Origin of the sequence: Maricaulis sp. D1M11 (genome assembly GCF_047308265.1) — a bacterium.
Lineage (GTDB): Bacteria > Pseudomonadota > Alphaproteobacteria > Caulobacterales > Maricaulaceae > Maricaulis.
In genome coordinates, this window is sequence record NZ_JBKQWY010000008.1 from 106,920 (window position 1) to 120,343 (window position 13,424).

8 protein-coding genes are annotated in these 13,424 nt (G+C 60.9%); 4 read left to right on the top strand and 4 right to left on the bottom strand.

Annotation, left to right across the window (positions count from 1 at the left end; translation table 11 throughout):
• The first annotated feature begins 181 nt into the window (after positions 1-181).
• Entirely contained in the window at positions 182-2,143 is a 1,962-nt protein-coding gene (locus RMQ97_RS13060; protein ID WP_413661334.1) for a TonB-dependent receptor, read from the top strand.
• Positions 2,144-2,213: 70 nt separating this feature from the next.
• On the opposite strand, the gene RMQ97_RS13065 is transcribed toward RMQ97_RS13060, so the two are convergent.
• Both RMQ97_RS13065 and RMQ97_RS13070 read right to left on the bottom strand, forming a co-directional pair.
• A complete protein-coding gene (locus RMQ97_RS13065) occupies positions 2,214-5,486 on the bottom strand; it encodes a VPS10 domain-containing protein (protein WP_413661335.1) in 3,273 nt (1,090 codons plus the stop codon).
• A gap of 237 nt (positions 5,487-5,723) precedes the next feature.
• Positions 5,724-6,446, bottom strand: coding sequence for a DUF2268 domain-containing putative Zn-dependent protease (locus RMQ97_RS13070; protein WP_413661336.1), 723 nt, complete (start codon positions 6,444-6,446; stop codon positions 5,724-5,726).
• A gap of 161 nt (positions 6,447-6,607) precedes the next feature.
• On the opposite strand from RMQ97_RS13070, the gene RMQ97_RS13075 reads away from it, so the two are divergent.
• A complete protein-coding gene (locus RMQ97_RS13075; RefSeq protein WP_413661337.1) occupies positions 6,608-8,491 on the top strand; it encodes an ABC-F family ATP-binding cassette domain-containing protein in 1,884 nt (627 codons plus the stop codon).
• A 4-nt stretch (positions 8,492-8,495) separates the two neighbouring features.
• On the opposite strand, the gene RMQ97_RS13080 is transcribed toward RMQ97_RS13075, so the two are convergent.
• Positions 8,496-8,870, bottom strand: a complete 375-nt coding sequence (locus RMQ97_RS13080) for a GFA family protein (protein WP_413661338.1) — start codon at positions 8,868-8,870, stop codon at positions 8,496-8,498.
• Between the two features lie 446 nt (positions 8,871-9,316).
• On the opposite strand from RMQ97_RS13080, the gene RMQ97_RS13085 reads away from it, so the two are divergent.
• Together RMQ97_RS13085 and RMQ97_RS13090 are read left to right on the top strand one after the other, a co-directional pair.
• A complete protein-coding gene (locus tag RMQ97_RS13085; RefSeq protein ID WP_413661339.1) occupies positions 9,317-10,672 on the top strand; it encodes a pentapeptide repeat-containing protein in 1,356 nt (451 codons plus the stop codon).
• 132 nt (positions 10,673-10,804) lie between these two features.
• Positions 10,805-12,034, top strand: coding sequence for a pentapeptide repeat-containing protein (locus RMQ97_RS13090; RefSeq protein ID WP_413661340.1), 1,230 nt, complete (start codon positions 10,805-10,807; stop codon positions 12,032-12,034).
• Positions 12,035-12,291: 257 nt separating this feature from the next.
• On the opposite strand, the gene RMQ97_RS13095 is transcribed toward RMQ97_RS13090, so the two are convergent.
• Positions 12,292-13,374 (bottom strand): serine hydrolase domain-containing protein, encoded by a 1,083-nt coding sequence (locus RMQ97_RS13095; RefSeq protein ID WP_413661341.1) that lies wholly within the window; start codon positions 13,372-13,374, stop codon positions 12,292-12,294.
• Positions 13,375-13,424: the final 50 nt, after the last annotated feature.

The following is a 13,424-nucleotide window of genomic DNA, read 5'->3' on the forward strand; positions in this document are numbered from 1 at the left end:
AAATGACCCGGCGACCGCCGGACCAGAGGAAGGATTCGCGCGGCTTATAGCGGGGTAAGACAGGGTTGGAAAGAGAGGGGCGTGTTTCCTGACGATCCTGTCACTGGACCCGACCGGAATTTGCGCCTAACTCCATGTATCTAAATGGCCCGATAACGAGGCCAGAGGGGATAGACTGATTATGCGTTTGCTGTTTTCCAGCGCCCTGGCCATCGGTGCTGCCTCACCGCTATGGGCCCAGACATCGAGTGGCCCGGCTGACCCGCCCGGTTTTCCCATCGAAGACCGGATCTCGGTGATCGGCTCGGTGCTGGAACGCTCTCCGGCCAATCAATCACTGGAGACTCTGGATACGGCCGAGATCGAGGCGATCAAACCGGCCTCAATCGCCGATGTCCTTCGCCTGTCGCCATCGGCCAATATCACCACGAATTCACGCGGCGAGACCCTCGTCTACCTGCGTAATGCCGGAGAACGCCAGACTGCACTCTATTTCGACGGCGCCGCCCTCAATATCCCCTGGGATAACCGCATCAATCTGGCCACTATCCCGGCGGGCGCGATCGGGTCTGTTGATGTCCAGTCCGGCCCCGCCTCCTCGCTCTACGGCGTCAACGCCGCTGGCGGTGTAATCGAGATTGCGCCGCTTTCGCCCTTCGATGTCGATCAACCCGGCGCGCTGAGCCTGAGCGTGGGCGAGGCTGATCTTCGCCAGGGGCAGATTCGCTGGGCAGACACCCACGCCGACACACAATTTATGCTGGCCGCCGAATATCTCGAACACGAGACCCAGCCCGGTGTGGAGAATACGGACCGCGAACGTGTGAGCCTGATCGGCCGTATCCGCCAAGACATCGGTGATCAGGCTTATCTGTCTGCGTCCATACTGCATTCCCAGGCCGCGTTCGGAATTGCTCCGGCCCGGTTTGACCGCACCTCCCAGGGACGACAGCGTTTCTGGCGTTATCCCGAGGCGGACCAGACCTTGGTCACTGTACGCGGCGGATTGGCCGTGTCGCAACAGGCGGATCTGCATGCCAGTGTCTGGCACCAATCTGCCCGGCAAACCATCAACGCCTTCACGGACGACACCTATCTCGTCCTCGACGAAACCCAGCGCGATGAGGACCTCGCCTACGGCCTGCGCCTGATCGGCGACATCCGCGAGATCGCCGGCGGCGATCTGCGCCTGTCACTCACCGTGCTCGACACCTCACACGACCAGAGTGAGGTCGCTGCCGGGCAAGATCCCGCAACCCCGGACAGGTTTGGGGATCGTCGTTACAGTGTGGGGGCCGAGTATGAGCGCGATCTGGGCGAAAGCCTGACATTGTTTGCCGGTGCCAGCGCGGACCGGCTTGAAGCCACCGAGACAGCCGGACGCCCCGAAACCGGCGATTTCGACACTTGGAATGCGACCGCGGGCCTGTTCTGGCATGTTGGCGAGCGCTGGAGCCTGCGCTCCTCGCTGAGCCGCAAGGCGCGGATTCCGACTTTGCGCGAACTCTACGGTACGGCCCTCAATCGTTTCCTGCCCAATCCGGATCTGGAGGCCGAGACGCTTTACTCGGCGGATATGGAGATCCGTTATGGCGGAGACACGCTCAACTGGAGCGTGACCCCCTTTGCGTGGCAACAGGACGATACGCTTGATCAGATCAATCTGACCCTCAACGGTCAGCGTCTGCGTCAACGCGTCAATGCTCAGGGGGCCAAGGCCCTGGGTGTCGAGACCCGACTGAACTGGCAGATCAGCGATCAAATCTCGTTCGATGCCGGCCTCACGGCCATGCGACTGCGCCGGGAAGATTCCATTGGTCTCGACAATCAACGCTTTTTGTCGGAACGACCGGAGCTGATCGCCCGTCTTGCGGCCCGGTATCAGGCCAGTCCTGCTCTCAGCCTGTCTGCAGAGGCCAGCCATCGCGGCCGGGCCTATTCCTTCACCGATGAAGATGTCTTTGAACCGCTCGCCCGGTCGACCGCGCTTAATCTCGGCCTGGACTACGCACCGCAAACCCAGTCGTGGGATCTGTTCGTGCGGGTCGATAATGTGACCGATACCCGGATCGAACCGCAGCTGGGCTTACCAAGCGCGGGGCGCTGGATGCGGATGGGCGTGCGTCTACGTTTCGGCGGCTAGCTCAAACAGATCGGGCCGCAGCATGCGCTGCGGCCCGTTTTTGTGACAGGGGTCGATATGACCCGGTGCTTCAGTTCGGCAAACGATCCGTGCCACCCGAACGACGCCAGGGGGCCCCGGCCTCATCCAGCGCGCGTTCAAGAGCCGGGAAATCCGTCTCATAAAGCGCATTGAGGCGTGTGCGGATTTCGGCGAACTCATCCTGGGCATATCCGAACTGCTCCAGATGGCTTGGTGTCGGCCCATAGGTCGAGTTTCCAACACCCAGACCCACCATGCTCAGACGGCTGCTGATCGTGTCCGGACGCGCACCGTAAAAACCGCCATGGGACTGATTGCCATTGAGGGCTTCTTCAATGGCATAGACCTCATCGCGCAAAGCCTGCCACTGGGCATCCAGTTCACCCGGTGCCGCGGGTGCCCGCACAAGAGCCGTCCGCATAATGTCCAGACGGTCATCCATGTCGGACAACATGGCATTGGCTGCCGAGACATCCGCCTGGAAATCATTCAGACGATCCCAGAACGCCGCCACTTCAGCCGGGGTACCCCCTTCCAGCGCGCCGGATCTCAGCGGGACCACGTCGAACTCCACGGGAGCTGCGAGCTGTGTGGTTTCACCGCGAACGCGCTGATAGAGCGTCGCTGTATACGTGCCCGGAGCCACCATCACACCGGACGGGATCTCCTCGCCACCGGCCCGGGTAATCGCCGAGCCAAGCGGACGACGCAGATCCCAGCTGACCCGATGGAAACCGGACCCGGTCGCGCCCGGGATACGGCGCACCGCATTGCCGCGTTGATCGGAGACCACCAGCCAGACTTCCGGTGCATGTTCACGACGCTCGGCTTCAACAGTGTCAAAACCGGGGAATGGCGTATCGTCCCAGGCTTCAATCCGGTCCGCTTCCGCGTCCTGACGGATTTCCGCTGCGGTCTGGAGGCCGTCATTCAGGTAGTAGGTGAACACCGCGCCGAAATCAGGGTTCTCGGCCCGGTAATAGCCATGGCCTTGCGAGCCACCGGCACCAAAGCCCAGCGGGTGCTCTTCCATATACCAAAGCGCATCGCGGCTCGGGAACAGGAGCGCATCGGCCTCCAGAGCCTCCGCCGAAACCTCGCGCAAGGGCGAGTAGTCATCGAGCACGAAAATGCCGCGACCAAAACTGCCGGCCACAAGATCGTTTTCACGACGCTGGATCTGCAGATCGCGGAAGGCAATCGTCGGTGCCCCACCGGTCAGCTTGATCCAGTTCTCACCGCGATCGACCGAGAAGAAGACGCCGAATTCGGTGCCGGTGAAGAGCAGGTCCGGATTCTCGTGGTCCTGCACAATACGCCAGACCACGTGATCTTCGGGCAGGTCCTCGCCGATATTGGTCCAGCGACGTCCGCCATCCGTCGACATGTAGAGATACGGTGTGAAATCGCCGTATTTGTGATTGTCGAGCGCCACATAGAGCGTGTTCTCGTCAAACAGGTCGGCCTTGATGTCGTTGACATAGGCCCCACGCGGTGCACCCGGCAGACGCGAGACATCGGTGACGGTCCAGTTGGCGCCGCCATCGGTCGTGGTCTGGATGAGACCGTCATCCGTGCCCACAAACAACACATCCTCATTCACCGGGCTTTCGGCGATAGAGGTGATCGTGTTGAAATTGGACATCGCATAGATGTCCCAGCTCGCTTCCCAGGACCATTGGCGCCCCATGAGCGGCAATTGCATACGGTCCTGGTTGCGGGTCAGATCGCCGGACAATTGCGTCCAGCTGTCACCGCGATTATCCGACCGCCACAGACGCTGGGACCCGTGATAGATACGCGCCGGGTCGTGCGAGGACACGAGGATCGGTGCATCCCAGTTATAGCGCTGCGGGTCTTCGCCCGGCGCCGGGCGCGGCTGGATATAAACGATCTCACCGGTCGTGCGGTCAAAACGGACCAGATTACCCTGCTGCCACTGGCCATAGGCGATGTCCGGATTGCCCGGCTCGGTCGCGGGCTGGTGACCATCGGCGAACACCACGACTTCCCAGTCATCATTGCGGATGCCGTGGCGGTTCAGCGTGCGGGACGGACCGACCTGTGTCGAATTGTCCTGCGTCCCCCCATAAACGGAATAGAAAGGTTCGCTGTCATCGACGGCGATCTTGTAGAACTGGGTGATCGGCAGATTGGCCATGTAACGCCAAGTCTGCATGCCATCGAGGCTCTCATACAGCCCGCCATCTGATCCGAACAGGATGAAATCCGGATCGTCCTCACGGAAGGCTATCGCATGATCGTCCACGTGTTTGTTGGTGTTGTCGATCGACTCGAACGTGCGTCCGCCATCACGGGAATAGCGGCTGGTATTGGACACCAGATAGATTTCGTCGAAATTGTGCGGGCTGGCATAGAGCTCCTGATAATAATGCGGACCCGTGCCACCGGCGACCTCGTCCGACATTTTCGACCAGGACTGACCACGATCCTCGGACCGCCACAGACCGCCTTCGCGGCGCTCGGTTTCGATCGCGGCGTAGATCACGTCCGGATTTTGCGGCGAAATGGCCAGGCCAATCTTGCCGAGATTTCCGGTGGGCAGGCCGACGGACAGCTTGTCCCAGCTCTCGCCACCATCTTCCGACGTGTAGATCGCCGTTTCTGGTCCGCCGCCCATATAGGCCGCGACCGTGCGGTGACGCTGCCACGTGGCCGCATACAGGCGGTCCGGATTGCGCGGATCGATGATCACGTCGGTCACACCGGTCCATTCGCCGTCGGAGAGGACATTCTCCCATGTCTCACCGCCGTCAGTGGTCTTGAACAGACCGCGATCTCCGCCCGAGGACCAGAGCGGACCCTGGGCCGCAACCCAGACCGTATCGCTGTCGTCCGGGTGCACAATGATCTGCGAGATATGCGCACTGTCAGGCAGGCCCATATTCTCCCAGGTCTGGCCACCATTGGTAGAGCGGTAAATCCCGTCACCCCAACCGACATGGCGCCCGCCCACATTTTCACCGGACCCCACCCAGATGACATCGGGCGCGCTCGGATCGATGGTCAGCGCACCGATCGAATAGACAGGCTGGCCATCAAACAGCGGCGTCCAGGTCGTACCGGCATTTTCCGTGCGCCAAACACCGCCGGAGCCGACAGAGACCAGCCAGGTCGACGGGTCATCCGGATGGATGTCGATGTCGGAAATCCGGCCGGACATGAAGGCCGGGCCGATATTGCGCAATTCGAAAGCGGAGAAAGTTCCACTCGACAGGGTGTCGTCTTCAGACTGGGCACAGGCCGGAGCCACAAATGCCAGCGCTGAAAACGCCACCGTGGCGGCAAGAATAGGTTTCATTGATTACCCCGATTATATGTTGCGCGGAATGCGTTTAGACCTCGCCCGCATTCTCGCATGACGCGAGGTTAAGCTGCCGATACTCTATCGTCCAGCACGGTCGGGATTACATTTGCGTTATAGTATAACGCTTATGGATCCAAAATCTATCGGCTGCGGCGCCAGACGAGCCGGCATCCCCGGGGTCCGGGACACACGGCTCTTTTGACACATCGGCCCGACCGGGCAGACCCTGGATCACCTCAAAGCGCGGTCCCAATCATAGCCGGCCAGACGCCAGATCGCCTCCGGTGTCATGTCGGATAATTCGATGATCGACAGCCCGGAACGCGCCATGGCGCGGCGCACCACCCAGCGTCCGGTCCGGTATCCAATCGCTTCGCGTCCGTCGGGATGGGAAAACATCCAGTGCCCGTAATCGGAGGCCTGCGGCAGTGCCAGGATTTCCAGGGCCCACGCCTCGACATCTTCGGGCGGCAGGTCGGAGGGGTTGACCGTCCCTAAAAGCTCTTCCGCATAGACCGTCGCCAGCCCCTCATTGATGGCGGCAATCTGGATGCCATAGCCATAATGATTGCCATTGATCAGCCAGCCGCGCGCGGTGTGGTGAAGCTCATGTGCGAAGGTCGCGTCCAGTCCGGCCTCGGATGCGGCATCCATGCCACCGGGAAAGGTGACCGACATCTCAATCAGAACCTGGTCCACCTGGTCGGCCCGGCCGGTCACACCGCCCAGAGCATCCAGAACGGGACGGTTCACTGGCACAACAGACACATTCACCCGGTCATCCAGATGCGGGAAGTCGGTGGCAACACGGGCATGGATCACAGCCAGGCGCTCGCCAATCCGCTCCATTTCCTGCGCGGAAAACTGATGATGTTCATTACTGGCAAAGGTCGCATCGACCGGATCGCTCACGGTCAGAACGGCCAGGGCCGAGAGGGCAAGAAAAGACGACATGATCTTCCTCGATTATGTTCAACACTCGTCCCAAGAGGTTGTCCGCCTTCTGCCTCAGCCGGACGTGCGGGCACAGCGGGACAGTCTGCGCGCCCGTCCCGGGCGGGAGACTGCCAAAGCGCTTGCACACGGGGAAACGAAGCGCTACGCCCCCAAATCCCATGTTACACGTCAATGATCTCACCTTCCGGATTGAAGGCCGCACCCTGTTTGACCAGGCCACGTTCGCCCTGCCCGCCAAGGCCAAGATGGGGCTTGTGGGGCGCAATGGTACCGGCAAATCCACGCTCTTCCGCCTGATCCGGGGCGAACTCTCCTCGGAAACCGGCGAGGCCCGTGTGCTCAAGGGCGCCCGTCTCGGCTGGGTCGCCCAGGAGGCGCCCGGCGGTGACGAAACCTTGATGGAGGTCGTGCTCGCAGCGGACACGGAACGCGCCGCCCTGCTGCACGAGTCGGAAACCGCAACCGACCCCAACCGTATAGCCGAGATCCAGACCCGCCTCGCCGATATCGACGCCCACTCTGCCGAAGCCCGCGCCGGATCCATTCTGTCCGGACTGGGCTTTTCCGGTGTGGATCAGCAAAGGGCCTGCCGGGAATTCTCCGGTGGGTGGCGCATGCGGGTCGCCCTCGCCGCCACACTCTTTGCGCGCCCCGACTTGCTCCTGCTCGACGAGCCGACCAATTATCTCGATCTGGAAGGAGTGATGTGGCTTCAGTCCTATCTGAAAGCCTTCCCCGGTGCGGTTCTGATCATTTCGCACGACCGCGACCTGCTCAATGGCGCCGTCCAGCGCATCGCCCATCTCAAGGACGCCAAGATCAGCGTCTATGAAGGGGGTTATGATGATTTCGAAAAGGCTCTGCGCGAGAAGCAACGCCTGCAAATGAAATTACTGGAAAAGCAGGACGCCCAGCGTCGTCATCTTCAAAGCTTTGTCGACCGGTTCAAGGCCAAGGCCTCCAAGGCCAAACAGGCCCAGTCGCGGGTGAAAATGCTCGAACGCATGCAGCCCGTCGCCACGATTGTCGATGATCCGGTCTCGCCCTTTGATTTTCCCAGTCCACAGCGTCGCATGGCACCGCCCATTGTGCGCATGGAAAATCTCCAGGCCGGTTATGAACCGGGCAAGCCGGTCCTGCGGGATATCAATCTTCGCATTGATCCCGACGACCGGATCGGCATTCTCGGACGCAATGGCGCGGGTAAATCCACGCTGGCCAAACTCCTGTCCGATCGTCTCGCCCCGATGGACGGCTTCCTGCGCAAGCACAAGAAGCTGCAGATTGCCTTTTTTGCCCAGCACCAGATCGAACATCTCTCGCCGGACGTGTCCGCCTATCAGCATGTGATCGAACGCATGCCTGACGCCACCGAAGCACAACGACGATCGCGCCTGGCCCGTTTCGGACTGCCCGGAGACCGTCAGGAAACGCCGGCCAAATCCCTCTCAGGGGGCGAAAAGGCGCGACTCCTGTTCAATCTGATCACGTTTGACGGTCCGCACATGCTGATCCTCGACGAGCCGACCAACCACCTCGACATGGATAGTCGCAATGAGCTGATCCAGGCGATCAATGCCTATGAAGGCGCTGTGATCCTCATCAGTCACGACCGCTATCTCATCGAGGCCTGTGTCGACCGATTATGGGTGGTCGGTGATGGCAAGGTCCTGCCTTATGAGGACGATATCGAGACTTATCGCCTCTCCCTGATCGGGCGGGCAGGCAAGGATACGCCGAAGAAAAAAACGCTCGCCACTGATGAGAAATCCATTGCCCGGCGCTCGGCGGCCGATCAGCGCAAGGCCCTCAAACCCCTGCGTGACGCCATCACGAAATGGGAAAAGGAAGCCGAACGCCTGCGCGGCGTGCTGGAGGTGATCGATAAGGGCCTGGCCACACCGGGGCTGTATGAAAAAGATCCCCAGACGGCCACGGATCTCCAGATCAAGCGCGCCAAGGCGGTGGAGCTGATCGACGCCGCCGAGGAAAAATGGCTGGAAGCAGAAGAACAGCTGGAACAGGCGCAACAGGACAACTAGTCACCTAACGGATCGGGTCGAGCCAGGCTTGCCGCTGCTCGATATGCGCTTCCTTGGACGGTTTCAGACCCGTTTGATCGTCGATACAGCCCAGAGCCACGGCGATATGTTTCGGCTTGACCTGTGGATACCAGTAAACGGTCGATCCACAGTGAGGACAAAAATGGAACCGGATACGGTGTCCGGATTCCCCCTGCCTCTCATATACACTAGAGGCTCCGGTCAGCTGGACATCCGCGTGATCAAAAAACACGGCCACCCCGAAGCTGGACCCCGTGCGACGCTTGCACGCTTTGCAGTGACACAGCGACACAGATGTGGGTTCCGATGTCGCGATCACTCTGAGCTGTCCGCAAGAACACTGTGCCGTCCGTTTCATCTCATCCCCAAACTCTGCAACGGTTCAGCGTAACACGCCTGGCGGGCGGAGGTCAGCGGCACTGACGTCTACCGATCCAACCCCCGCTGTACCGGCCGAGCTGAAAGACGCGCTTTCGAGCCGAGTTCTCTCCTCAACAACGCCAGCGCTACGGGCAATCGGGAACCGACTTGATCCGCCAGTGTTTTTGAGGCCCCTCACCCGTTTGTTTCTTTTTGCAGGAGCCCCTCATCCGGCGCTGCGCGCCACCTTCTCCCCAGTGGGGGAGAAGGACTCTTCTTTCCCTCTCCCCGTCGGGGGAGAGGGTGCCGAGTGCAACGAGGCGGGTGAGGGGCGAAACAATCCAGCGGGCAAACAAGAGACCAGCAAACACTCCCCGACACCACCCCCGACACACCCATTGCGTGTTTGAAGCCGCGCGCTACACTGCATGTCAGGGGGATACAATGGCCAAGCTGACAGGTCCAAAACGCGCAGAGCTCAAAGCCCGTCTCGACCAGGAATGGTGGGACAAGTGGTGGGCGCAGGATTTTTCCTGGGCGGGACTGGCGGCACTGAATAAAGGCGGTCATCCCATACACCCTTGGCAAGGCTGGTCGATCACACCGGACGGTCAGGTGATGGAGCGCGAGGATCCCGCCCTGCCTGAGGGGTCTCGCGACGCCACGCTGCAGGATTACTGGCGCTGGAATGGTCAGTCGCTGCTCTCGGATGAGAACTTGCTCGCCGCGGGTCTGCTGGAAGACCATGACGACCAGCCACGTTTTCACATCTGCCACCTGCCCGAGCACTGGAAAGACGGGGCGGACAGCTGGAAAACAAATGCAGAAGATGCGCGCTGGCAGACCCTCAAGACAGAGCTCGCCTATCGTATCCGCACAGCCGCGAGAACCGAGGTGGAAAAGATTGGAGTATGGGAGAATGAAACACTTATCGGTCCGGACCGGCGCGCCCAGTTGAGCGGGGCCCAGATCCGAACCCTGCCCCGCCCGCCCGCCCCGTCTCAGGTCGGGGCACAGACCGAGGCGGGCGCCTATCATCTAAGGGCGGATTACACCCGCTGGTTGGCGATCGCTTCCTTTAACTGGACCGTGTTCGGCTCTCCGACACGCTTTGACAACGCGCAATTCTCCAGCGAAAGCGCATTCTTCTTTGAAGCACAATTCTCCGGCGGACACGCAGACTTCAGGTTCGCGCAGTTCTCCGGCGGTGACGCAAACTTCCGAGGCGCGCAATTCTCCGGCGGTGACGCAAGCTTCTACAAAGCGCAATTCTCAGGCGGAGACGCAAGCTTCTACGAAGCGCAATTCTCCGGCGGTGACGCAGAATTCTACAAAGCGCAATTCTCAGGCGGTGACGCAAACCTCCAAGAAGCGCAATTCTCCGGCGGTGACGCAGACTTCCGATTCGCGCAGTTCTCCGGCGGATACGCAAGCTTCGATAAGGCACAATTCTCCGGCGGTGACGCAAGCGTCAGAGACGCGCAATTCTCCGGCGGATACGCCAGCTTCGATAAGGCACAATTCTCCGGCGGTGACGCAAGCGTCAGAGACGCGCAATTCTCCGGCGGATACGCAAGCTTCGATAAGGCACAATTCTCCGGCGGTGACGCAAGCTTCAGAGACGCGCAATTCTCCGGCGGATACGCAAGCTTCGATAAGGCACAATTCTCCGGCGGTGACGCGAGCTTCAGAGACGCGCAATTCTCCGGCGGATACGCACGCTTCGATAAGGCACAATTCTCCGGCGGATACGCAAGCTTCTACGAAGCGCAATTCTCCGGCGGTGACGCAGAATTCTGATTCGCGCAGTTCTCCGGCGGATACGCAAGCTTCGATAAGGCACAATTCTCCGGCGGATACGCAAGCTTCTACGAAGCGCAATTCTCCGGCGGAAAGGCCCTTTTTCAATCTGTCGAATTCGCACATTCCGCCGTGTTCACGGGACTCAACTCGGCCGAAGATAGCCCCGAAGGCCCAAAGCCCGAACAGGTTCGATCCCACTTTGATTTTTTCGGTAGCCGGTTCAAGGGCCGGACGGAGTGGATCGATGCGCGCTTTCCTGGGGCCGCCGTGTTTGCCGATGTGGTTTTCGAGGAGGATTGTTTTTTTGGCCTGGCCCGGCAGAGTTTGGGGCCTGACCAGGCGTTGAAGCTCGGCTGCGTGTTTGAAGGACCCACCAGCTTCCGCAATGCCCTGTTTAAACGCACCGCTGATTTCGCGCGCTGCAGCTTCCCCAAGACCGCTGAAGACCGCGATGGCCTGTTTGAGAATTGCCGCTTCAACGAAGTGCTCGACCTGAAAGGCGTGGAGCACCTGCCCTTTTCCGCTTTTCAGGGCATTCGCCTCGATCAGGGCCTGTCTGTCGACCCGGTTCATCCCATGGATGACCAGTTCGAACAGGCGTTGGAGGACGCGCAGAGCGCTGCCGAGCGTGATGAGATCGCGCGCACGGCTAACAGTTACGAGCCCCTAGAAGACCCCGAGCGTGAACGGCGCGGCGCGGATAATCGTTTTGCCGCACTGGAAGCGGGCTGCCGGGTGCTGAAAACGCAGATGGCGGCGGCGGAAGACAAGGCCCGCGAACAGCATTTTTTCAGCTATGAAATCCGCGCGCGTGAACACCGCACGAAACACGCACTGGCGGATAGGCGCTCCGAAATGCGCGACAAAGTGCGCGACCATCCCAAGCGAATTCATGCGCGATGGCATCGCTTGCGGGCCTGGCTCTTGCCGCGGCCCAACCGGCAATTCCAGCTCTGGGCCTCCCAGCGGTATGGCCGGATCAGCCACTATGGCGGCTCCGTCACCGCGCCACTGGCCACGCTGATCAAGGCCTCGTTCTGGATACTCCTCGTCTATATCGGGTTAGCCGTGGCCTCGGGATGGAGCGGAAGTCGCGTTCTAGAGGATATCTGCTGGGGCATGGCGTGCGGCGACACCGCCCACCCCTTTGTCTTCGAGCTGGTGGAAGCCGTGACCAAGGGCGCGCTCGGGCCCTTCCGCCTGCTGGCCGGGCGCGGGGAGGTGTTTGGCTATCTGGGCGATGGCGCCCCGCTGTTTCGGGGTGTCATCATGGCCGGCATGCTGGTGCACGGGCTCCTGGCCTCGGCCCTGATCTTCCTCTCCCTGCTCGCCCTGCGCCGCAATTTCCAGATCAACTAGGGCGGGTCTGCGCGGATTTTCGGCAGGCCCCTCACCGGGCTTTTTTCAGAGGCCCCTCACCCGTTTGTTTCTTTTTGCTGGAGCCCCTCATCCGGCGCTGCGCGCCACCTTCTCCCCAGTGGGGAGAAGGACTCTTCTTTCCCTCTCCCCGTCGGGGGAGAGGGTGCCGAGTGCAACGAGGCGGGTGAGGGGCGAAACAAACGAGCGGGCAAACAAAGAGCCGAGTACAACACCTTCTGACACCCCCATCAGAGGCGTTAGCGACCCAGCCGTGCGACGATTTCGGTCTCGAAAAAGCGCTGCGCGTTTTGATGCATGCCCGGTGTGTTGAAATCGGTATTGGTGAACACCACTGTAAGAGCGAAATCCGGCAGAACCATCACCCGATTGCCGCCATTTCCGGTCATCGCCGCAGCCCAATAGGTGTCACCCGCCACCTCATAGGGGATCAGCCACCATAAATAGCCATAGAGATAGCCCGGCGTGTTCGGGATATCGGCCCGGGGCGTCAGCGCCCCATCAGCCCAGCCCTCGGCCAGGATCTGTGAGCCCTGCCACACACCGTCCAGCCGTTGCAGCTCGCCCAGCCGGGCCAGGTCCAGTGTGGTCAGCCGCAACCCACCGCCCATATGCGCCTGTCCCTGGCCATTGCGCGACCAGTGCACGGTTTCAATACCCAGTGGCGCCAGCACGGTGTGTTCGGTAAACGCGGTAAAGGCCTGATCGGTGGCGCGCTCCACCAGTTCACCCAGCAGCTGAACACCCGCTGTACAATAGGAAAAGGCGCGGCCATAGGGCGTCTCATCGGGCGGTGTGGCCCAAGCCGGATAACCCCGGACCGGCAGGGTCCAGAAAAATCCGGTCCAGTCCTCGACCAGATACATGCGTTCCTCATTGCCGCGAGAAAACTCGCTCCAGTCATTGCACTCCAGCGGACCGGACATGGTGAGCAAATCCTCCACCGTGATCGCCCGCTTGCGCGGATCATCCATGGAATCGGCATAATCGGGGAAATAATCCGCCACACGGGTCTGGAGGCTGAGTTCTCCCCGGGCGATGGCGGCGGACACGGCGTATCCGGTGATCGTCTTGGTGACCGAGCGTGTATCGTGCAGGGTCGTCGCTTCTGCGCCATGGGCATAGAGCGAGAGCCTCGTCTCGCCCTGATGGAGAATGGCGACACTGGTGACGGTGCCATAGGCGCCCTCCTCGACACGCTGGCGCAGCTGCGCCTCGTCGGCTGCCGACAGGGTGAAGCTCTGGGCGATGGCCGGCAGGGATGTCAGCACGGACAGGCTGGCCGCAGCGGTGGCGGCAATGAGTGACTTGACGCAAGGCATGTTCAACGCAACTCCTCTGTTTCGAACATGTCTCTGACAGACCGGACATC